The sequence below is a fragment of the Massilia antarctica genome (assembly GCF_015689335.1).
GTDB classification, from domain to species: Bacteria; Pseudomonadota; Gammaproteobacteria; order Burkholderiales; family Burkholderiaceae_D; genus Telluria_A; species Telluria_A antarctica.
In genome coordinates, this window is record NZ_CP065053.1 from 177,592 (window position 1) to 199,749 (window position 22,158).

At 59.7% G+C, this 22,158-nt stretch carries 22 protein-coding genes; 11 read left to right on the top strand and 11 right to left on the bottom strand.

Translation table 11 applies throughout. The annotated features are described in order from the left end of the window. Position 1: 1 nt before the first annotated feature. The 8 genes from IV454_RS00800 (at position 2) to IV454_RS00835 (ending at position 8,762) form a co-directional block, all read left to right on the top strand. Positions 2–829: a hypothetical protein gene (locus IV454_RS00800; RefSeq protein WP_206089771.1), complete on the top strand. Its 828-nt coding sequence runs from the start codon at positions 2–4 to the stop codon at positions 827–829. Positions 830–918: 89 nt separating this feature from the next. After that, the gene (locus IV454_RS33270) at positions 919–1,758 is read left to right on the top strand and encodes an RHS repeat domain-containing protein (protein ID WP_282961392.1); all 840 of its coding nucleotides are present in this window, start codon (positions 919–921) and stop codon (positions 1,756–1,758) included. Further along, positions 1,748–2,152 (top strand): hypothetical protein, encoded by a 405-nt coding sequence (locus tag IV454_RS00810; protein WP_206089772.1) that lies wholly within the window; start codon positions 1,748–1,750, stop codon positions 2,150–2,152. The genes IV454_RS33270 and IV454_RS00810 overlap by 11 nt, the downstream gene beginning before the upstream one ends. A gap of 454 nt (positions 2,153–2,606) precedes the next feature. Next, the gene (locus IV454_RS00815; protein ID WP_206089773.1) at positions 2,607–2,957 is read left to right on the top strand and encodes a DUF1308 domain-containing protein; all 351 of its coding nucleotides are present in this window, start codon (positions 2,607–2,609) and stop codon (positions 2,955–2,957) included. A gap of 1 nt (position 2,958) precedes the next feature. After that, positions 2,959–3,246 carry a DUF3349 domain-containing protein gene (locus IV454_RS00820; protein ID WP_206089774.1) on the top strand — a complete coding sequence of 96 codons (288 nt, stop codon included), beginning with the start codon at positions 2,959–2,961 and terminating at the stop codon, positions 3,244–3,246. Between the two features lie 139 nt (positions 3,247–3,385). Continuing rightward, the gene (locus IV454_RS00825) at positions 3,386–3,730 is read left to right on the top strand and encodes a hypothetical protein (protein ID WP_206089775.1); all 345 of its coding nucleotides are present in this window, start codon (positions 3,386–3,388) and stop codon (positions 3,728–3,730) included. A 159-nt stretch (positions 3,731–3,889) separates the two neighbouring features. Beyond that, on the top strand, positions 3,890–8,536 hold the full coding sequence (locus IV454_RS00830; protein WP_206089776.1) for a DUF6861 domain-containing protein: 4,647 nt from the start codon (positions 3,890–3,892) through the stop codon (positions 8,534–8,536). Beyond that, a complete protein-coding gene (locus IV454_RS00835; RefSeq protein WP_146046609.1) occupies positions 8,520–8,762 on the top strand; it encodes a hypothetical protein in 243 nt (80 codons plus the stop codon). Before IV454_RS00830 ends, IV454_RS00835 begins: the two co-directional genes overlap by 17 nt. A gap of 274 nt (positions 8,763–9,036) precedes the next feature. Here the strand turns inward: IV454_RS00835 and flgL are convergent, their stop codons facing one another. The 11 genes from flgL to flgB all read right to left on the bottom strand — a co-directional run bounded on the left by flgL (position 9,037) and on the right by flgB (position 20,326). Then, positions 9,037–10,275 (bottom strand): flagellar hook-associated protein FlgL, encoded by a 1,239-nt coding sequence (gene flgL / locus IV454_RS00840; RefSeq protein WP_206089777.1) that lies wholly within the window; start codon positions 10,273–10,275, stop codon positions 9,037–9,039. Between the two features lie 36 nt (positions 10,276–10,311). Then, the gene (flgK, locus tag IV454_RS00845) at positions 10,312–12,276 is read right to left on the bottom strand and encodes a flagellar hook-associated protein FlgK (protein ID WP_206089778.1); all 1,965 of its coding nucleotides are present in this window, start codon (positions 12,274–12,276) and stop codon (positions 10,312–10,314) included. Positions 12,277–12,418: 142 nt separating this feature from the next. Beyond that, complete coding sequence (flgJ, locus tag IV454_RS00850) at positions 12,419–13,381, bottom strand: flagellar assembly peptidoglycan hydrolase FlgJ (RefSeq protein WP_206089779.1); 963 nt, start codon at positions 13,379–13,381, stop codon at positions 12,419–12,421. A 10-nt stretch (positions 13,382–13,391) separates the two neighbouring features. Then, positions 13,392–14,498: a flagellar basal body P-ring protein FlgI gene (locus IV454_RS00855; protein ID WP_206089780.1), complete on the bottom strand. Its 1,107-nt coding sequence runs from the start codon at positions 14,496–14,498 to the stop codon at positions 13,392–13,394. A gap of 10 nt (positions 14,499–14,508) precedes the next feature. Then, positions 14,509–15,153 carry a flagellar basal body L-ring protein FlgH gene (locus IV454_RS00860; RefSeq protein WP_206089781.1) on the bottom strand — a complete coding sequence of 215 codons (645 nt, stop codon included), beginning with the start codon at positions 15,151–15,153 and terminating at the stop codon, positions 14,509–14,511. A 20-nt stretch (positions 15,154–15,173) separates the two neighbouring features. Beyond that, on the bottom strand, positions 15,174–15,956 hold the full coding sequence (flgG, locus tag IV454_RS00865) for a flagellar basal-body rod protein FlgG (RefSeq protein WP_054264162.1): 783 nt from the start codon (positions 15,954–15,956) through the stop codon (positions 15,174–15,176). A 74-nt stretch (positions 15,957–16,030) separates the two neighbouring features. After that, entirely contained in the window at positions 16,031–16,777 is a 747-nt protein-coding gene (gene flgF / locus IV454_RS00870) for a flagellar basal-body rod protein FlgF (RefSeq protein ID WP_054264163.1), read from the bottom strand. Positions 16,778–17,211: 434 nt separating this feature from the next. Next, positions 17,212–18,732: a flagellar hook protein FlgE gene (locus IV454_RS00875; protein ID WP_206089782.1), complete on the bottom strand. Its 1,521-nt coding sequence runs from the start codon at positions 18,730–18,732 to the stop codon at positions 17,212–17,214. 39 nt (positions 18,733–18,771) lie between these two features. Continuing rightward, the gene (locus IV454_RS00880) at positions 18,772–19,485 is read right to left on the bottom strand and encodes a flagellar hook assembly protein FlgD (protein WP_206089783.1); all 714 of its coding nucleotides are present in this window, start codon (positions 19,483–19,485) and stop codon (positions 18,772–18,774) included. A 14-nt stretch (positions 19,486–19,499) separates the two neighbouring features. Continuing rightward, positions 19,500–19,901 carry a flagellar basal body rod protein FlgC gene (gene flgC / locus IV454_RS00885; protein ID WP_054264166.1) on the bottom strand — a complete coding sequence of 134 codons (402 nt, stop codon included), beginning with the start codon at positions 19,899–19,901 and terminating at the stop codon, positions 19,500–19,502. 2 nt (positions 19,902–19,903) lie between these two features. Further along, complete coding sequence (flgB, locus tag IV454_RS00890) at positions 19,904–20,326, bottom strand: flagellar basal body rod protein FlgB (protein WP_054264167.1); 423 nt, start codon at positions 20,324–20,326, stop codon at positions 19,904–19,906. A 183-nt stretch (positions 20,327–20,509) separates the two neighbouring features. Between flgB and flgA the strand changes: the two genes are divergently transcribed. The 3 genes from flgA (at position 20,510) to IV454_RS00905 (ending at position 22,140) form a co-directional block, all read left to right on the top strand. Further along, positions 20,510–21,229, top strand: a complete 720-nt coding sequence (gene flgA, locus IV454_RS00895) for a flagellar basal body P-ring formation chaperone FlgA (protein WP_206089784.1) — start codon at positions 20,510–20,512, stop codon at positions 21,227–21,229. Between the two features lie 107 nt (positions 21,230–21,336). After that, on the top strand, positions 21,337–21,642 hold the full coding sequence (gene flgM, locus IV454_RS00900) for a flagellar biosynthesis anti-sigma factor FlgM (RefSeq protein WP_054264169.1): 306 nt from the start codon (positions 21,337–21,339) through the stop codon (positions 21,640–21,642). A 30-nt stretch (positions 21,643–21,672) separates the two neighbouring features. Next, the gene (locus tag IV454_RS00905) at positions 21,673–22,140 is read left to right on the top strand and encodes a flagella synthesis protein FlgN (protein WP_206089785.1); all 468 of its coding nucleotides are present in this window, start codon (positions 21,673–21,675) and stop codon (positions 22,138–22,140) included. Positions 22,141–22,158 lie beyond the last annotated feature (18 nt).

Sequence of the window (22,158 nt, forward strand, 5' to 3'; positions counted from 1 at the left end):
AATGAATTCATATACAAAAATTTTTCGCTCACTAAACCTGCCAGAGGCTATCAACAGATGCGCCGAGGGGAGCATCTTGCCGCCCTTGGCTACATTTAAAGCCCCGCCTGAATGGTTTGGATTTCCACCCGCTTTGCTTCCCATATGGAGCGACGGCTCGGGGCCAACATACATTGGAATTTGGAAACACTGGTTCATGGATCGAGAAATATCGTTCGTAAAAATGTATGTGAACGCAGGACGCATGACCATTGAAATAGCGCGAACCGTCGAGCAATTATTTAGCATGATTGCAATGATGTCAATTAGTGAACGCGACGGAATTGAAAGTGACTTACTGGTTTTCGTAAGGGAAGTTGGAATTACAAATCTAGATCAAATCGACGCGGTATCGCTTGTGTCGGGTGATGAGGCGCATGGCCTAGTGAATATTGACCAATTTAAAGACCGAACCCCGCTGGAAAGCGTGAATGCAATTGCAGACTATTCTGGTGAATTCCCTACTGGGGATTTTCATAGTCCCGACTCATGGCTGAGAAAAACATGCTCATTTGAAATTTCTAATGAAATTTTACGTCAATGGCCTGCTAGCATAGCTAAACCAGCTTGGCTCGAAAATTCCAGAAAAAGTAAGTTCGAATTGTTTCGCGAATATTTAAGCAAGAATGACTTTCAAAGTGCTTGGTTGACGTTAAATTCAACTGGTTGGACAATCAGCAATGCAAGAACTGCCATTTCTGATTTGGGCGTTAAGGCCAAGAATAATCAGTTTGATCTGCTTGTGGATGCATGGTTGTCCGTGGCTGACGAGAATGCTGGCGGATATTAGAATGAAGGAGCCCCGGGGCAGCGCCGATAAACCGAAACGGGCTGGATATTAGGCAATCGCAAATCAATGAAGGCTCCGTTACCGCGCCGGTGTTCAATGAATTTCTCAAGCTCCTAATGGTGCCGCTGGCGCAGATCGATTCGGTTGCCGATGATGGCGGCAGCGAACGCCGCAGCGAAGTCCATTATATCCACACCGACCATCTCGGCACGCCGAATGAGGTGACCGACGAGCAAGGCGAAATCGTGTGGGCGACGCAGTACAAGGCTTGGGGGAATGTACTGCGTGTCGTCCAAGCGGCGCCGAAGCGCCACGGTTTGGCCGCTGTTGAGGCTGAGGCGGCGAATGATGTTGCACAGTTCCAGCCGATCCGTTTTCTGGGGCAATATCACGACAGCGAAACTGGCTTGAACTACAACCGGTTCCGCTACTATGATGCAGACTGCGGGCGATATATAAGCCAAGACCCAATTGGTTGGAATGGTGGCAACAATCTCTATCAATATGCCGCCAATCCAAGTGGTTGGGTTGACCCTCTAGGATTAAGTCCTATTACAGTTGATCCAAGCTCTTTAAATTTTAGTCGATCATGGGTGAGCGCGAACGATTATGCTGCTGTAATGCCTGAACAAGGGTGGATTGGCGATCCACTTACGGTAATAAACCGTAATGGGACGTTAGTAAGCTTCGATAACCGAAGATTAGCTGCAGCGCAAGAACTTGGCTTAAAAGGTGCCCCTGTAAATATAGTCAATGGCTCGGATATCTATCCAAAATCACCAAACGGGAAAACATGGGATGAAGCTTTCGATAAAAGATTGAGAGAGAACGGCCTTGGACAATATGGAACATCGGAAACGCCAGCAATTGGCAAAATCGACGGTAAAAAACGAGTGCAAGAAAATAGAATAAATCGCTGTGGATGTTAAAAAACTTATTGCTCGCGGAGAATTTTTTTATGCTGATTGCATAGCAATAAATTCGTCACAAATTGTAGGCTACGAAATAAAAAACCATAAAATTGCGATTGACTACCAAATTCCAGTAGATATATCGGATTTAACGGATGTCTTTCCAAATTTCTCTGTTGAGATGGGAGAATCAACCTACGTAGGTGGGGAGGCAGCTTCTCATGGTTCATGTGGTTTTTTCTACAAAAAAACCCAAGACGTCCTAAATTGGGCATTAGTTTCCACAGAATCCAATCCGTTTATAAACGTTGAAGTCCACCAAGAAAGTGTCCGATTTTTAACAAGCTCGGGCTTTACTTGGATAGTACCCGGCGACAACATAAAAGCGGTCTATATTGAACGTTCAATTTGATACCCCATTGCCATTCTGTTGACAATGACAGCTCGTCGAAAAGACTCAATGTTGTTCTGATTGGAACTTGACTTCGGATACTGTATCTAAACGATCCTGGTGCATACATAGTGCCAATGGGGCGCTCAATCGGAACTGCTGGAGAGACCAGCATAAAAATTATCGTGCGTCCGCAAACCAATAAAATTATCACCGCATACCAAATTCACTGAGAGGACGTTTTTTATGTTGTGCCCCCGATGCGAGCAAGGCGATATAGTTAAAGCAAAAATTACTAAAACTGGTGAGGAAATTTTTGTCTGCGCAGAATGCGAAGCCACGTGGTTTTCATTTGATGAAATTGGCCGCTCTCCATTTATAGATTTTGGTAGTTACATGGAAAAAATCGGCCTTTCGCCGCTTTGGGATGAGTTAAGTCGTTAAGTTAGGCTTTCATTGCAGAAGGTTCTCCTTTTTGCGTCATCAATTAAAAACGCTTGTTGAGGGAAGGCAAATGATAATGACTGAAACGACAGCAGCAGAGTTCACAAATATTTATAGCAAAATTGGCGGCACAAAAGAGGCCGCACGTGCTCAACGATTCATGGAAAAAGTAAAGATTGTTCCCGATAATTTGTCAGTACAAGCGCAAAATCTAAAAGTTACAAACAGCGTTGGCGCTAATGATATAAAGATTTTTGGAACTGCAGATCAGCTTGGAATCCAAACGTTGACCAGCGATGCGAAGTTCTTACGTGGGACTAAGGCCCAAGGAGTAGACTTTGACGCGTATCTCCATCCCCCCGTTTCCCTAACTGGACAATAAAATGAAACAGATAGAAGAACAGTTGATGAAAACAGTAGCCTTAATCAAAAGAGCTTATCCAGAAGGATTCCCGAACGATGAATATAGAGCCGTATTGAATATACTATATGAACATATGTCAGATCGCAACCTTGCAGAGGTAATTTCATTTTTCACTGAAAGAGATTATGCATTTACTTATAACGAGGTTCTTGAGATTGGCTCAAAAGAATCGGAAGTAAAAAATACACAGATAGCGATGGATAAACTTATTGACGCAGGCTTGCCAAAATGGATCGAAGAGGGCTAATTTATCTCCATTTCTATTTTTTAATTGTCAAGTCTCATCTGGTCATAAACGCGCTTAACAAATAGCTCAGATTTGTTTCGCTGCCATTCCTTGAGCGATTGAATCGGCATTTCGGAACCGATGGCACGCTCTGGAATGTGTGTATTCGCCGTCCGAAAAAATCACCCTAGCGCGCACGCACGAGCGCAGTTTCGAGCTGGTCGACGTCAAGGGCGAGCGCGGCCTGCTCGCCCTGTCCGCCACGAGCAGCAACATTGCCCGGCTGGTCGGCCAGATCGCGTTCGGCTTTCCAATCGCCCTTGGGGACATGCTGGTGATCGTGATGGTGCTGCCTTACCTGGGCAGTCCGTTTCAGGTGCTGTTCAACGAAGGCATCGAAACGGCGCGCCGGGTGCCGCGCATGGCGGCTACGCCAGCACCGACCGACAGGTCTGCCGCGCTATCCAACGGATCAGCACAGGGCGCGCCGGGCCAGCCGCCCTGAGGCCGGCATTGCGATGTCGCAGCGCCATGGTCCGTTGTTCACATTTGCTCAATTTTTGAGCCTGCCGCGAAATATCGTTTAAAATCTTGAACGCACGAAAAATTGCATTATCAATATCAAACATTCTGAATTTCGTTACTCAAAATAAAGATCCGCTGCATGAGCACTTTTGACTTCGCTAAAGATTTCACGCAAATGAGCAAGGCGTTGCACGACCTGGAGCGGACTTGCCTGACGGGTGGCGCGAAGGCAGTCAGCGATGTCCAAAAGCATCTGCAACAGTTTACCCGCTCGCATCCTTTACCCAACCTGAGGGACGTGGCGCAGCATTTTCCGGAGGGACGGCTCTTTCTTGCGGTCAATGATGCGCTGGACGAGTCGAACCGGCTTGTAGTCCAGCGCCTGAACTCCACCGTCCAGGGGCTCGACCTCAGGGTGGTCCAAGCCGTGCTTCTGGAAGTGGCCAAGGAAACTGCCAAGTACATCGGCGGCGGGGCGGTCCTGGGCGGTGCCGTGGGCGGCGCGCTTGGCGCCCTGGCCGGCGGCGTTGGCGCGGTGCCTGGCGCGGTGGTCGGCGCGCAGGCTGGCATGGAAATTGGCGGCGCCATCATGGCGCTGATGGGCCTGGCCGACCTGGCGAAAGCTTTCTGGCCCGTTGTGAAGATGCTCTTTGCACCCATCGTCGAGGGCTTCGCTTTGGCTATCCGTGCCGGCATGCTGCCGGAGGACCAGCGCACCAAACGAATTGAACTGATCCATGCGGCAGCCGTGTCTTTTGCACAAGGCAAGTTCATCCTCATTATCGGCATGCTGGCCGCGGTCGCGGCGGTGTACGCGGGTAAGCTCACGGCCAAGGTGCTGGAAAAAATCGGCAAGAGCAAGTTAGGCGTAGGCTTTGCCGCCTGGCTGCAAAAGAACGAGCAGATCGTTTTAAACCATCCCGCCTTGAAGCTGAAAGTGCGGGCAGCGGCCGAGGGACCGGCCAAGCCGCCCGTCGCGGAAAAAGCGGCGCCGGCAAAGCCGGAGGCTTCCAAGCCCAAGGAGAACGGGCCGGTCAAGGAAGGCGAGTCCAACATACCGTGCGTCACATGCGTGCGTAAAGGAGCGCCAGTTAACCCGATTAGCGGCGCCAAATTCCTCGCTGGCGATATTGACGTGGACTTTGCGCTGCCGGCAGCACTGCCCCTCTTCTGGCAACGCAGCTACAGCACCGCCCAACGGCAAGCCGGCTGGCTGGGCTCCGGTTGGGACACGCCGCTTTCGATAGCGCTGGAAATCAACGTCGACAGCGTCGTCGTACTCGCCCCCTTCGCACGTGAGATCACCTTCTCCTTGCCCGACATTGGCGAATCGCTGTATTCGCCGTCCGAACGAATCACCCTGGTACGTACGCACGAGCGCAGTTTCGAGCTGGTCGACACCAATGGCGGTCGCGACCTGTTCGCTCTGTCCGCCACGAGCAGCAACATCGCCCGGCTGGTTGGTCAGATGGACACCAACGGCAACCGGCTCACCATCGTGTACAACCAGCGCCAATTGCCCGAGCTGGTGGAGGACAGTGCCGGGCGCAGCTACCTGCTTGAGTTCGAAGACCACCGCGGCTTCCCGCGCCTGCGCAGCATTGCCATGCGGCCGGCCGAGCCGGAGAGCGACGCAGACACCGAACTGCTGGTCGCGTACGATTACGATGCCAGCGGCAACCTGTCCAAGGTCCGCAACGGCAAGGGCGATGTGACGCGCCAGTTCGCCTATCGCAACCGCGTCATGGTCGAACACAGTCAGCCCGGCGGACTGGTGTCACGCTACGAATACGACGAGTACGCCGTCGGCGGCAAGGTCACGCGCAATTGGCTCAATGACGGTCGTTCGTGGGACTTCCGCTACCTGGAGCAGGAAAGCGTCGTCACCGACAACCTGGGGCGCGAAGAGCGTTTCCGCTTCGACGCAAAGCAACGCCTGATTGGCATGGTGGACGCGGCCGGCGGCGTGACCACGCGCCGTCTCGACAGCAACGGCAATCTGCTCGTCCTCACGGACCCGGGCGGGCGCAGCGTCAGCTACCGCTACGACCAGCGCAGCCGCGTGACCCGCATCGAAAGTGGTGGCAGCGGCACCGGCATCGTCTACGACAGCCGTTTCGACAAGCCGGCCCTGATCACCGATGCGCTCGGCGCCACCACCGCCCTGCGCTACGACGAATCGGGCAACCTGGCGAGCGTGACCGACGCCTTGGGCCAGCGCACCTCCTACCAGTACGATGCAAACGGCTTGCCGGTCAAGGTGACGGATGCGGCCGGCGGGGTCAAGAAGCTGGCGTACAACCGCGCCGCCCAGCTGATCAGCTATACCGATTGCTCCAACAACACGACCCACTTCAGCTACGACGACAAGGGCCGGCTGCTGCGCGCCACCGACGCCCACGGCAACAGCACCCTCTACAGCTACGATGCCGCCGGCCGGCCTTTGGGGACTGAAAAACCGGATGGCGGCGAGCGCTACGAATACGATCCGCTGGGACGCGTGGTCGCGCATATCGACCCGCTCGGCAACCGTACCGGCTACGTGTTCGACACCGATGGACAGCCGCTCAAGCGCATCGACGCGCGCGGCGGCGTGATGGAATACCGCTACGACGATGCCCGCCGCGTTGCCGCGCTGATCAACGAAAACGGCGACGCGCACTCCTTCATCTACGATGCGCTTGACCGCCTGGTTGAAGAGACCGGCTTCGACGGGCGCCTGACGCGTTACCGCTACGACGACAGCGGCCTGATCGCAGCCAAGGAAGAACTCGGCAGCGGCGAGCGCAACGAATACACACGCATCGATACCCACTTCGTGCGTGACAATGCCGGCCAGCTGGTCGAAAAGCTGATCTCGCGCACCACGGGCGATACCCAGGCTGAACAACTGCGCCTGCGCTATGCCTACGATGCCGTCGGGCGGATGACGCAGGCGATCAATTCGGATGCCGAAGTGAGCCTGCACTACGATGTGCTGGGCCAGCTGGTGGGCGAGCACACCAAGGCCCGCGATGTCAGCGCCGCGCTGCGCCACGAGTACGACGAGCTGGGCAACCGGATCAAGACGGTCTTGCCTGACGGCCGCGTCCTCAACAACCTGTTTTACGGTTCGGGGCACCTGCATCAGATCAATATCGACGGCGAGGTCATCACCGATATCGAGCGCGACAGGCTGCACCGGGCGATCAGCCGCACGCAAGGGGCGCTGACCAGCCAGTTCCAGTACAACCCGGTCGGACGCCTGCTGGCGCAGGTGGCGGGCCACCTGGGCGTGGGCGCAAGCGCCGAGATGGTGATCGCGCGGCGCTATGAGTATGACGAGGGCGGTAATCTTCTGGCGGTCGACGACAAGCGCAACGGACGCAAGAGCTACAGTTACGACGTGATCGGCCGCATCATGAGTGCCGTGCAGCCGGACCTGGCGGAGCGCTTCGCGTTCGACCCGGCGCACAATCTGCTCGCTGAAACAGTGGCGAGCGCTGGCCGGGTGGAAGGCAACCGGGTGCGCGTGTTCGAGGACAAGCGCTACGACTACGATGCGCACGGCAATCTGACCGAGAAGCTGACCGGGAAGCACACGCGCCTGAAGCTGGAGTGGAATGCGGCGCATCAGCTGGTCAAGTCGGTGGTGACGCGCAATGCCAAGGAAGCGAATCCGACGGTGCAGACCGTCAAGTACGCTTACGATCCGTTCGGGCGCAGGATCGCCAAGCGCGACGGGTTTGGCATGACCCGGTTTGTGTGGGACGGCAATCGCTTGCTGTGCGAGGCGCGCGGGAAGTGGGAGCGCACCTATGTGTATGAGCCGGCCTCGTTCGTGCCGCTGGCGCAGATCGATTCGGTTGCCGATGATGGCGGCAGCGAACGCCGCAGCGAAGTCCATTATATCCACACCGACCATCTCGGCACGCCGAATGAGGTGACCGACGAGCAAGGCGAAATCGTGTGGGCGACACAGTACAAGGCTTGGGGAAATGTGCTGCGTGTCGTCCAGGCCGCGCCGAAGCGCCGCATTCTGGCCGCTGTTGAGGCAGAGGCGGCGAATGATGTTGCACAGCTCCAGCCGATCCGTTTTCTGGGGCAGTATCACGACAGCGAAACGGGCTTGAACTACAACCGCTTCCGCTACTACGATGCGGACTGTGGGCGGTATGTTTCACTTGATCCGATTGGCTTGGCAGGCGGAAGCAACTCGTACCAGTATGCGCCAAATCCGAGCGGGTGGACCGACCCGCTCGGGTTGTCGAAAACTTGTAAGTGTACTGGGACAAATACCACAAGCGACAGTGCGACCAATCCGGCACTTGCTTCGCGCCTGGATACGTACAAAGCATGGAAGGCCGATAACGGCGTGGCCGGAACGCCTACCTTAAAGGAATTCGCGCTATTCGATGATCCAAGTCGGGTTCAGTCCGGGTTCAAGGCATATTCAAACAAAGAGTGGCCGCCGAATTCCGGGGCATTGGATGGAAACACCCCATTCACGCTGTTGCCTGGAGCCAAAATTGATAGATTCGGATCTGATTTTGGAAGCTATTTATCGCCAACTGGAACATCTTATTCGGAACGTGCATTGAGGCCCGGAACTCAAAATTCTCCCTATTCCGTCTTCGAAGTTACAGGCCCCCTTGATGTTGAGGCTGCAACAATTAAACCGTGGTTTGGCGAGATTGGGATGGGAACGCAATATAAGCTCCTTGGAGACACGCGCGTCAAGAATTTGCTCGATAGCGGGCAATTGAAAGAAGTGTATAGAGGACCTTACAATGGATACAAGCAATAGACTCAAACTTATTCGCGCCTTGCAAGCAGCGGGCGTCCGACCAAGCGCATACAGCGTATCAGGCGCCGAAGATTTAGCTCTTTGTTTAGAGAATGTCGACGGCAAATGGGAGGTGTTTTATTCTGAAAAAGGGGAAAGAAATCATATCAAGCAATTCTCGTCGGAATCCGACGCCTGCACTTACATGTATCAGGAACTGATGGCGGACAAAACTTCATTCATGTAAAAATACGGTGACTGTTCAGCCGCTATGAAGCCGGCTGAATCGGATTTCCGGCGAAGGCATGCTGCAGCACGGTGAGCATGCTGTGGCCTTGCTTGCAAAGCGTATCGAAGCGGGATCGGATGACGCACCCATTGGCGACGCTCTCAGAGGTAGGGAAGCAGCCAGATATCATTTGCAACAGATCGCCATCGGCGTCCTTACCGCACGAGAAATTGAACCTTTAGACGACCATGCAGCCGAGACCTGTTGCCCCGCCCCGTCCCGCCAGCGCCCCTTACCCGATGTAGTTGAACAGCGACAGCCCCGACAGTATCTTGAACGACTTCTGCGCCGCTTCGAGCGTGGTCTGCTGCTGCGCGAACTGCGACAGGGCTTTGACCATGTCCAGGTCTTGCAGGTTCGACAGCGCGGTCTGGTACTGGATATCGCGGTCCGACCCGGCGCTGTCGAGGTAGTCGAGCTCCTGCATGCGCGAGCCGAACGAGGCACGCACCGAGAGGATGTTGTCGAGCGAGGAACCGAGGTTGGAATTGGCCACTGTCAGGCTGTTGGCCAGCTGGGCCTTGCCGCCCGCGCCGACGGTTGGCTGGCGCAGCGCCGCAACCAGGTCGGTGATGGTGGTAAACACCGACTGGTTCACGCTCGGCGTGGTGGTGAACGTGTCGCCGTTGGCCGGATCGCCCTTGACATCGAGCGACATGCCGTCGAACGCGATCTGCTGCCCGGTTTTGTAGGGCTGCGGCGTGGCCACGGCCGGCGGACGCGGAATCGATTCATTGGTGGTGGTGTCGGTCACCATGTACGTCGTCACCGGCGGGGTGGTCGCCGTCACCGCGAAGCTCACGCTGTAATCGTGGCCGGTCAAGGCCGCCTTGTTGGTCACCGTGCCCGGCGACACCAGGCCCGAGCCGGTGTTGCCGGCGGCGGCGCGCGTCTGGAAACTGCCGTTGCCGGTCATGTTGCGCTCGAAAATGGCGTTGCCGGTCTCGCTCACCGGCATGGTGCGCGACGAGCCCACCTGCAGCTGGCGCTGGCCCTGGTCGCCATTGTACTGGGCGCCCGTGGCGGTCTGGGTGAACGGCTGGGTGTCGGCGCGGTGGCCGGCGAACAGATAGCCGCCCACGCCATCTTCGGTGTTGGCCACAGCCAGCAAATCCTGCATGCGCGATTCGAGGTCGACCGCGATCGCTTCGCGGTCGGGCGGGGTCAGCGCGCCATTGCCGGCGTACACCGACAAGCGCTGGATTTCCTGCATCAGGGTGGTGGCGCTGGTGAGCGCGCCTTCGACCTGCCCCAGCGAGCTGTTGGCGTTCTGGCGGTTGACCTTGAACTGTTCGTTCACCGAGGCCGACTGGGTCAGTTCGAGCGCGCGCGCGGCCGCGACCGGATCGTCGGCCGCCGTCACCAGACGGCGGTTGGTCGACAGCTGCATCTGGGTCTTGGCCAGCTGGCTCTGCAAACTGCCGAGCTGGCCCGTGCCGTTGGCAAAAATGGTGCTGGTACTGATACGCATGGTGTTTCCCTCGACTGAACTGCTCAACTACAACGATTAACGGCCGATCGACAGCACCGTATCGAACAGGGTACTGGCCATCTGCATCACCTTGCCGGCCGCCTGGTAGGCTTGCTGGTACTTGATCAGATTGGTCGCTTCTTCATCCAGGTTCACACCCGACACATCCTGCTGCGCCGCCGTGACCTGCTTGAGCAGGGTATCGCCAGCCTGGCCATTGACTTGCACTTCGCGCGTCTTGTTGCCGACAAAGCTGACCAGCTCGGCGTAGGCCGACTGGTAGGTGGCCTTGCTGCCGTCGAGGATGGGCTTGGTCTGCAGATTGCCCAGCAGACGGGCGTTGCGGTTGTCGGCCGTGCCATTGCTGTTGGGGGCGACCGTGAAAGTGTCGCCCGCCACCGGGGTACCGGCAAATTTCAGGTTGACGCCGCCAAAGTTGTAATTGGCGCCGGCCGTGAAGGGAATCGAGGCGGTGCCGGCCGGATACGTTGTCGCCACGCCATTGGTGGTGACGGTCACGGCCTGGGCCGGCGGGAAACCCGACAGGCTGGCCGGAGCGCCGCCCACGGTCAGATTGACCGGCGTCGTCAGCGCATTGCCTGGTGTCAGGTAAGCCGCATCGACATTGCCTTCGCTGATCGTCACCGTGCCCTTGTTACTGAGCGGCATGCTGGTGCTGATCGGGGCTGCGGCCGCAATCGAACTGCGCTCGTTGACCATCATCGCAAAATCCGACGCGCCGTTGATGGTCGGACGCACCAGGAAGCTGTCGCCGGCCGCCGCGCTGCCGGTGACGGTGAAGGCCACGCCATCGATGGTCTGCGGGGTGGTCTGCGGAAATGGGCTGACCGGGAACGGTTTATTGTCCGACAGGCGGGTCACCGTGTAATTGTTGCCGTCGTAGCTGACCTTGTAGTCGCTCTGGGTCAGGGCGGTCGGGTCGACGATGGCGGCCTGCACATCGGTGGTGCTGCCGACCGCATTGTTGATATTGCGCCCAACCACGGGCACGCCGACCTTGAAGAAGTCGCCGCCCGGATTGCCGGCCGCATCGAGGCCGAGGCGGTGCTGGGCGTTGAAGGTCTGCGCCAGGCCGATGGCCACCCTGCCGAGCGAATTCTGGGTACGGTCGAGGGTGCCGGAACGAAATTCCATCAAGCCGCCCAGTGCGCCGCCAGTGAAAACCTTGTCGTCCAGCACAGTGGTTTTGCTGCCGGTGACAAAGCCGACTTGCACCCTGCTCAGGTCGGTTGGCGAGGTGGTGGCCACCAGTTCGAACGCCTTGTTGCCCACCACCAGCGGTTGTCCGGTGCCGATCGCGACCGTCATGCTGTTGTTGTTGCCGCGCGTGACCGTGGTTTTGACTTCCTTGTTCAGGTCGGCGATCAACTGGTCGCGCGCATCCATCAAGTCGTTCGGTTCGTTGCCGGTACCGGTGCTGAGCTGGGCGATCTTGTCGTTGAGCTCGCCGATCTGCTGGGCGTAGGAATTGATGACGCCGACCTTGGCCGTGATTTCGCTGTTGACGCCCTCGCGGATCTCGGTGAGGCGGTCATCGATGCCCTGGAAGCGCGCCACCAGGGATTCGCCGTTCGACAGTACCGCCTGGCGCGACGCGGCCGAGGACGGATTCGAGGCCATGTCCTGCACGCCCTTGAAAAAATCCTGCAGCGCCGGCGACAGGCCGGAGGTGCTGTCGGACAGGAGATTGTCGACCTGGCTGATCTGGGAATAAAAGGCGTCGAGCGAACTGACCTGGGTCTGGGCGGAACGCACCTGGCCATTCAGGAAAGGGTCGGAAAAGCGCTTGATCTGCTCGACCTCGGTACCGCTGCCGACGAAACCGTAGCCGAAGGCCTGGGCCGTGCCGCTCGCCTGGATCACTGTCTGGCGGCTGTAGCCGGCCACGTTGGCGTTGGCGATGTTATGCCCCGCCGTGGACAAGCCTACTTGCGCCGCGAACAGCCCGCTCTTGCCAATGTTGAGTAGATTTCCAGACATGATGTGTTTTCTTTCCTTGAATATCTCTATCTACGGCAGTTTTGCGAGAAACTTGAGCGGGCCGCGCAGGCCGGGCCGCGCAGGCCGGGCCGCGCAGGCCGGGCCGCGCAGGCCGGGCCGCGCCAGGCCGGCCTGGGCCAGGCTAGGCCAGGTTGCGCTGGATGATCTTGGTCAGCTTGGCGGCGTACAGAGGATCGGTGGCATAGCCAGCCTTTTGCAGTCCGTGGGCGAAGCCGGCCGCATCCTGGGCATGGGCCAGGACTTTCTCGTAGCGCGGGTTATCCGTGATCAGCTTGGCGTAATCCTTGAAACTGTCGGCATACGAATCGTAGGCGCGGAATTTCTCCACCTTCGTCTGCGGCTTGCCGTTGACGTATTCGGTCGTGACCGCGGTGGCAACCTTGCCAGTCCAGCCAGGACCGGCCTTGATGCCGAACAGGTTGTGGCTGGCGCTGCCGTCGGTATTGCGGATTTCACGCTTGCCCCAGCCCGATTCGAGCGCGGCCTGGCCCAGCATGAACTTGGCCGGAATGCCGGTCGCGCGCGAGGCTTCGTCGGCGTGGGCCCCGAGTTTTTCCTGGAATTCGCGCACGTGGGGCGACTGCGGGCGCCCGCTCGCGCTCACACCAGGCACCGTGGCCGGCGTGAGCAGTGCGCCCGGAGTCTTGATCATGTCGCCGGCATCGCGTCCGGGCGGCAGGGCGATGCGCCTGGCGGGCTGGTCGCCGGCGATGGCGATCGGCTGGGCCGGCTGGGCGGAGGGATCGCCATTGATCGCCAGCGCCTGCGCATTCGTGGCCTGGCTGCTCAGCTGGCGGATCAGCACGTCAGCCAGGCCGACCCCGCGCTTGGCCAGGTTTTGGCTCATCTGCTGGTCGAGCATGGTGGTGAAGGTCTTGGTTTGCTGGCTGTCGAGCATGCCTTCGCCCTGGGGCGTGGCGTCGCGCATGCTTTTCATCATCATGTTGATGAACATGGCCTCGAACTGGGTCGACGCCGTTTTCAGCGCTTCCGGGGAGCCGGCCTTGGCCGACTGCTTGAGCCCGCCCAAGGCGTTGGTGTCGAGGGCGAGCTTGCTGCTCAGGTCGTTCGATGGGCCGATCATGATGATGTCCTCAGATAATTTCGAGTTCGGCGCGCAAGGATCCGGCCGCTTTCAGCGCCTGCAGGATCGAGAGCAAGTCTTGCGGCGAAGCCCCGATCGCATTCATGGCCTTGACCACTTCGGCCAGCGAAGCGCCGCCCTTGACCATGACCACCTTGCCCGGGTCTTTCTTCACTTCCACCTGGGTATTCTGGGTGACCACGGTCTGGCCGCCCGAGAACGGACCCGGTTGGCTCACTTGCGGATCCGAACTGATCGTCACCGACAGATTGCCGTGCGAAATCGCGCAAGTATCGAGCGTGACGGTCTGGTTCATCACCACCGAGCCGGTACGCGCGTTCATGATGACCTTGGCGGCCAGCTTGGATGGATTGACTTCCAGCCCTTCCAGGATACCGATGAAAGCCACCCGCTGGTCGCTCGACGAGGGCGAACGCACGCGGATCACCCTGCCGTCGAGCGCGGTGGCGATATCCGGCCCGAAATGGTTATTGATCGCTTCCACCACCCTGGCCACGGTGGAGAAATCGGTGGTGTTCAATTCCAGGCGGATCTGGTTGTTTTCGCCCAGGTTGGAGGCGACCGCGCGCTCGACCGTGGCGCCGGCCGAGATCTTGCCCACGGACAGGTGATTGACCTGTACCTGGGCGCCGCCCGCCTGGGCACCGACGCCGCCGACCAGCACATTGCCCTGGGCCATGGCGTAGACCTGGCCATCGGCGCCTTGCAGCGGGGTCATGATCAGGGTACCGCCGCGCAAGCTCTTGGCGTTACCGATGGACGAGACCGTGATATCGATGGTCTGGCCGGGCTGGGCAAAGGCTGGCAAGGAGGCGGTGACCATCACCGCGGCCACGTTCTTCAGTTGCAGGCTGGTGCCGGGCGGCATGTTCACACCCTTCGCCTGCAGCATCGAGACGATCGACTGCACCGTGAACGGGGTCTGGGTGGTCTGGTCGCCGCTGCCATCGAGGCCGACAACGATGCCGTAGCCGCTCAGCTGATTCTGGCGCACGCCGGCGATCGTGGTCAGGTCCTTCAGGCGTTCAGCCTGGGCGGCCTGCGGCAGCAGGGCCAGCGACAGCGCGAGAGCGGCGGTATTCAGGAATGCACGCATGGTAGTCCGATCAGAATGGCAGCAGGGACTGGAAGAAACGCGACACCATCGCCGTCATTTCGGCGCGGTCGATCTGGCTGTTGGTCCGGTACTCGACCCGCGCATCGGCCACCTGGGTCGACGACACCGTGTTGCCGGTGCCGATATTGTCGGGACTGACCATCCCGGAGAAGCGGATGAACTCGATGCCCTTGTTCATGGCGACCTGCTTCTCGCCGGCCACGATCAGGTTACCGTTCGGCAGCACTTCGGTGACGGTCACGCCAATGGTGCCGGTAAAGGTGTTGCTGGCGCTCTGGTTGTCCGAATCGGAAAATTTGTTGGCGCCCTCGACCCCGACGGCAGCGCCGAACACGCCCTTGATCACGCCGGGCGCGGCGAAGTTGGCCGAGCCGGACTTGTTGCCCGAACTGGCACCGGCTTTCACGGCCGAGGTTTTCTCGGTGATGTTAATGGTCAGCATGTCGCCGATATGGCGCGCGCGGCGGTCTTCGAACAGCGGACGGTACTGGGAACTCTGGTAGATGGCGCCGTTGGCGGGCGCGCTCTGCTCGGCCATGAGGGGCCGCGCGCTGGTGGGCCGCTGCACGATCGAGCTCGGGGTGGCGGCGCAGCCGGCCAGCGCCAGCAGGGAAACGATGAGAATGGATTTCATGACAGTTCTCCTGGCCGCGCTTACAGCTGCGACAATTTTTGCAACATCTGGTCGGACGTGGTGATCGCCTTGCTGTTGATCTCGTAGGCGCGCTGGGTCTGGATCATATTGACCATTTCCTCGACCACGTTCACGTTCGAGGTTTCCACATAGCCTTGCAGCACCACCCCGGCGCCGTTGGTGCCCGGGGTGTTGGTGTTGGCATTGCCCGAGGCGCCGGTTTCCACGTACAGGTTTTCGCCTTTCGACTCCAGCCCGGCCGGGTTGACGAAGGTGGTCACTTGCAGGCTGCCGATCTGGGATGGCGCATTGGTGCCCGGCAGGGTCACCGAAACGGTGCCATCGCGCCCGACGGTGAGCGACTGGGCATTGGCCGGCACGGTGATGGCCGGCTGCACCACGAAGCCGGACGAGGTGACCAGCTGGCCGTTGGAATCGCTCTGGAAGGAGCCGTCGCGGGTGTAGGCGGCGGTACCGTCAGGCATGAGCACGGAAAAGAAACCGGCGCCGTTGATCATCACGTCTTTCGAGTTGCCGGTCTGCTGGGGATTGCCCTGGGTGTGGATGCGTTCGACCGAGACGGCGCGCACGCCGGTCCCGATCTGCTGGCCCGAAGGCAGCTGGGTTTGTTGCGAGGATTGGGCGCCTGGCTGGCGCACATTCTGGTACAGCAAATCCTCGAACACGGCGCGGCTGCGCTTGAAGCCGTTGGTGCTGACGTTGGCCAGGTTATTGGTGATGACGTCCAGGTTGGTCTGCTGCGCTTCCAGGCCGGTCTTGGCGATAAAAAGGGAACGAATCATGGTCTTCTCCAGTAACGGCGGCCGGCGAACATCGCCACGCACCGATCAATGAAGAGATTATGCGCGCCCTGGTGTTATCCCAAAGCGAGGATCTGGGTGGCTTTCGTGGCGTTGTTCTCGGCATTCTTCATCAGGCTCATTTGCAGCTCGAAGGAGCGGGCCAGCGAAATCATGTTCACCATGGCATCGACCGGGCTGACGTTGGAGCCTTCGAGGGCGCCGCCGGCCACCGCCACTTGCGGGTCGGCCGCGGCGGGACTGCCGTCTTTCAGGCGGAACAAGCCATCGTCGCCGCGCACCAGGTCCTGCTCGGGCGGGTTGACCAGTTTCAGGCGGCCCAGCACGGTGGGCGCGCCCGGCTTGGTGGTGGTGGCGATGGTCGAGATGGTGCCATCGCCGCCGATCGATACCGACACTTCGGGCGGGACGGTGATGGGGCCGCCGTCGCCCTGGATGGTGAAGCCGGCGGTGTTGGTAAGCAGCCCGTTTTCATTCATTTGCAGGGCGCCGTTGCGGGTGTAGGCTTCGCTGCCGTCAGGCATTTGCACGGCGAGGAAACCCTTGCCCTTGAGGGCGACATCGAGGTCGCGCCCGGTCAGTTGCAGGGGGCCGGAGGAAAAATCGGAGCTGACCGTGGAATTGACCACGAAGGCGCGCGTGGCCAGGGGCAGGTTTTCGCCGACGATGGGCACGGCGCGAAAGGCATCGATCTGGGCGCGGAAACCGGTGGTGGTGACGTTGGCCAGGTTGTGCGAGGTGGTGGCCTGCTGCTCCAGGATGTGCTTGGCGCCGCTGGCGGCTGTGTAGATGAGTCTATCCATGATGTTTCCTTATGCGTGCCCTACTGACGTTTCTACTATCCTCACCCGCCGCTCCGCCAATATCCTGTCGTTGTCGCCATTGGCGACAACGACTTCCCGCGCAGCGCCCGGTTTCAAGGAAACTCCTCAACTCTCTTGGAACCATGCAAAGTCAGAGGCCGGTTTCAAATAGCGCTAACTTAAGCTCCGTCTTTCCCGCGCAGGCGGGAATCCATAGCACATTGGATCATCAAAGGTGCTATGGGGGAAACGCATGCGTTTCCGCCTCCGCGGGAGCGACGGTTTCGAGATTTGCGGTCGCAAAACTGCTCAACTTAGTGGCAAAGGCTAGCTCCTGGAGAGGCGGGAACGCATGCGTTCCCGCCAAGTACATGCCGACGCCGCTAGCGGATCAACCAACTTGGGTTCCCGCCTACGCGGGAACGACCTTGGTATTAACGCAGGTTGACCAGGGTCTGCAGCACCGAATCCTGGGTCTTGATGGTCTGCGCGTTGGCCTGGTACACCCGCTGCGCCGTGATCATGTTGACCAGTTCCGCCGTCAGGTCGACGTTGGAATTTTCCACCGCCGATGATTGCAGATTGCCGAGACTACCTGAATTGGGCGTGCCAAGCAGCGGCGCGCCCGAGGTCGGCGTCTGCGCCCACGCGTTGTTGCCCAGCGGTTGCAGTCCGTTCGGATTGGAAAAATTGGCCAGCACGACTTGTCCCAGCGGACGCGATTCGCCGTTGCTGTACTGCCCCAGGATGGTGCCGTCCGGACCGGTCGAGAAACGCTGCAGGCTGCCGGCCGTATAACCGTCCTGGCTCGACTTCTTTTCTTCCGTGGCATCACCATACTGGGTCGAGCCGGCGAAATGCAAATCCATCGTGATCGTGGGCTGGGCGCCGGTCAGCGGGAACACCGGCAAGTCGATTTGCAGCGGCAGGGTCTGCGGTGCCATGGCGGCATTGCTCAGCACGCCGTTGGTGTCGAAATTGAGGTGACCGACACTCACCCCAGGCACCTTGACGGCGGCGGCGATCAGCTTGTCGATCTCGCCCGGCGTGATGCCGGGAATGCCGCCGGCGCTGGTGGCGGCGGTGGTAATGGCGGTCTGCTGGGCAGCGGTGGCGCCGGCGGTACCGGCGGCAGCGGCCACGGCGGCGCCGGCGGCGGTCGCGTAGGCAGCCGCAGCGGCGGCCATGTTACCCGGCGGTATGCTGGTGGCGGCGGTCTGGAAAGCGGTACGCGCCGTGCCGGAAGCGGCATCGGTCTGCGCGGCGGCGGCGACCGCCTGGTTGGTCATTTCCACCCCGTCCGAGCCGACGTACAGGTCCCATGAGCCGGGGCCGGTCTTGACATAGAAGGTCGACATCACGTGCGAATTGCCCAGGCTGTCGAACACGTCGATCGAAGTTTGCTTGTTGTAGGTTTCCGGATCGGCCGCATTGAAGGGCACGGTCTTGGGCAGGGCGCTGCGCGAATCGAGGTTGAGCTGGGTATCGACGCGGGTCGTTTCCAGCGGACTCATGTCGCTATTGTCGATCTTCAGCGGAATCGGCGAACCGGTCAGGATATTGCCGGTGCTGCTGACCCCATACCCGGTCAGCTTGGCGCCCTGGGCATTGACCACGAAACCGTTCTTGTCGAGCGAGAACTGGCCATTGCGCGAATACTGGACGTCGCCGTTGACATCGGTGCGGAAAAAGCCGGCGCCGTTGATGGCGATGTCGAGCGGGTTGTTCGAGCTTTCGATATTGCCCTGGGTGAACTGCTGGGCGATCTGCGCCACTTTCACGCCGATACCGGCCTGGTTGCCGCCGGCGCCGTTGAGCGAATTGGCGTACACGTCGGCAAACTGGGCCTGCGAACCCTTGAAACCGACGGTGCTGGCGTTGGCGATGTTATTGCCGATAACGTCGAGCGATTTGGCTGCGCCATTCAAGCCGCTAAGTCCTTGTTGAAACGACATGGTGTTTCTCCTAAATAGATTGAAGTAGTAGCGGCTTGCTTACAGAATTTGCTTGACGTCGGACATGGTCACGACGCCCCGCGAAGGCAGATTCAGTTTCACGCCATCCTTGGCGCTGGTGGTGACGCTGGCGACCGTGTCGAAGGACAGCGCCTTGGCATCCTTCAAGACTTCGCCACCGCGCTCGGCGACGACGCGAATCAGGTAATTGCCATCCTTGAGGGCGATCGGTTTCCCGGCCGCGTCGAGTTTGGTCGGATCGACCACGCCATCCCAGGCGATCGGCAAGGTGCCGGCCGGCTGCTGGCCGAGGTCGATAGTCTGGATATCCTTGCCGGTCGTCGGATCGGTGATGATCAGCTGCACCTTGTCGGCCGCGCTGCCCACCTCCACCCCCATGATGCCCTTGCCGCCGGCCAGGGTCACGCCATTGCCGGCCACCAGCACGCCGTGGCCGATCAGGTTGGCGGCCTGCATGCCTTCGGAAGCCTGGTAGCTCGACTTGAGCGTTTCCATGGTCGTGTTCAGCTTGTTGACTCCGGTCACCGTCGACAACTGGGCCAGCTGGCTGGTGATCTGGGCATTGTCGAGCGGATTCATCGGGTCCTGGTTCTTGAGCTGGGTAACCAGCAGGGTCATGAACTTGTCGGTATCGGCTTCGACGCTGCCTTCGGCCGCCTTGGGCTTCTTGGGATTGACGGCGTTGAGCAAGTCTTGCGACATCACGGGTGCATTCGAACTAACGGTTGCCATGGCGGTTTCTCAGGTTATTGACCGAGGGTCAAGGTTTTCATCAACAACGACTTGGCCGCGTTCATGGTTTCGACGTTGGTCTGGTAAGAACGGGAAGCCGACAGCATGTTGACCATCTCGTCGACCACGTTTACGTTCGGCATGGCCACATACCCTTTTTCGTCGGCCATCGGATGCTTGGGGTCGTACACCATCTTGAGCGGGGAAGGATCTTCGATCACTTCGCGCACCTTGACCCCGGTTCCGCCGCCGTCGGTCGGGACCGCCTCGAACACGACTTGCTTGGCGCGGTAGGCCTCGCCGCTGGCGCTGGTGGCGCTGTCGGCATTGGCCAGGTTGCTGGCGGTGGCATTGAGGCGCTGGGCCTGGGCGCTCATGGCCGAGCCGGATACATTGAAGATATTAAATAGCGACATGATTACTGGCCTCCCTGGATCGCCGCGATCATGCCGCGGATTTGCATATTGATCATCGTGACCCCGGCTTCGTAGCGCAGGGAGTTGTCGGCGAACTGGTTGCGCTCGACATCCATGTCGACCGTGTTGCCGTCGACCGCGCCCTGGGCCGGGGTGCGGTACAGTAGCGGGCTGCCGTTGGCCAGCAGATCGCCCTTGGCAACCCCGCTCGCCAGATGGGCCGCGGCGGTTTGCTTGAGCACACCAGCCGGCGGGGTGCTCTTGGCCAGCGCGCCCTGCAGGGCGCTGGCGAAGTCGATATCGCGCGCCTTGTAGTTAGGCGTGTCTGCATTCGCGATGTTTGACGCCAGCAATTCCTGGCGTTGCGAGCGCAGGCTCAGGGCCGTCTCGTTAAAGCGCATGTAATCGTCGAGTTTGCCAATCATGTCGTGCTCCGCATCTGTCGACTGCCCCCGGGTTGGCGGCACTGTACTGGTGATGACAGGATGAATCATACGGGCCGTATTGCCGGCCCAATCGAACGATCAGGAACACCAAAACACGGCTATTCAGGCGTTCGGCGACGTCGGATGAAGCCTATGATGCTCTCATTCCTGAAAGCAATCACTATGAAAATTCACTTCATTTCTGTCCTCTTGCTTGCCGCGCAATGTTGCCTAACGCCAATAGTCGCCGCGCAGCCCGCCGCCGCCCCGGCGCTGGCGCTGCAAGATCCGGCCGTGCTCAAGAGCGTGGCCGAACAGTTCCTGCAAGCCCAGAGCGCGGCGCTGGCGGGGGAAGTGACGGTCACGGTCGGCCCCATCAATCAACGCATGAGCATCGCTTCCTGCCCGGCGCCGCAGGCATTCCAGCAGCCGGGCGCGCGCACCTGGGGAAAAACCACGGTCGGCGTGCGCTGCACCGCGCCGGTCGCGTGGACGGTGTATATTCAGGCACAGGTGAGCGTGGTGACCGATTACGTGGCCACCTCGGTGCCGCTGGCACAAGGTCAAACAATTGAACAATCGCAATTGGTGTTGCTACGAGGCGACATTTCAGCGATGCCGAATGGAATCGTCACCAACATGGCGCAAGCTGTCGGACGCACCAGCACGGTCTCCCTGGCCTCGGGTACGCCCTTGCGGCTCGATACCTTGCGCGGCAAGCAGGTGGTGCAGCAGGGACAGCTGGTCAGGGTGGTATCGAGCGGCAACGGGTTCCGGGTATCGGCCGAAGCGCGCGCGATCGGCAACGCCAGCGATGGCCAGGTGGTCCAGGTCAGGACCCCGGCCGGCGCCATACTCAGCGGTGTGGCCAAGGCGGGCGGGCTGGTCGAGGTGGTGTTTTAGGGGGGAGTAGAAACTCGTGCCGGAAAGCGCTAAAGTTTACGACGCGAGCGCCGTTACTTACGCAGACCCTGGAGGTTTTACCGCTCCGCCCAGAGAAGGATGATACTGTGAAAATTAACGATACCCTAAAGAGCAACCCCGGCCTGCCGGCGGCCAGTACGCCCGCGGCCAATGCCAAGAATGCCGAAAAAGCCAGCAGCAGCGCGCCCGCCAGTACGGACAGCGTCAAGCTGTCCTCGCAGGGCCAGGCCATGGCCAGCGCGGTGGGCAACAGCAATGGCGTGTTCGACACCAAGAAAGTCGAGCGCATCAAGCTGGCGATTGCCGACGGCCAGTTCCAGGTCAATTCCGAGAAAGTCGCGGATGGCTTGCTGGACACCGTGCGCGACCTGCTGCATTCCCGAAAACGCTAACCGCGCCGGTTTTCCGGCGATACCACGACCATGTCCACTGCCAGCCCGAGCACAACCCTGCCGCAGGAACTTGCCTTGATCACTTCCGTGCTGGAATTGATGAAGCAGGAACAGCAACTGCTGGTCAGCGCCGACACGGCCGGCCTGGCCGAGCTGACCCCGCGCAAGGCGCAGGTGGTGGTCGACATCACGGCGCTGGCGCAGCAGCGCTACCAGCGCCTGGCGGCGGCCGGCTTTGCGGCGGACGACAGCGGCATGCAGACATGGGTCGACAGCCATGCGGAGGCATTGCCGGGCTGGCAAGCGCTGCTGGACGTGACGCGCGAAGCCAAGGAACTGAACCGCATCAACGGCATGCTGATCAACAAGCAACTGTCGCACACCCAAAGCCTGATCAACGCCATGCGCACGCCCACCAGCGGCGGCGAAGCGGCCGTGTACGGCCCGCGCGGCCAAGCCACGCCCACCGGGCCCTCGAAGCGCTACGTGGTCGGTTAGTCCCTTCCCTTTAAGCCG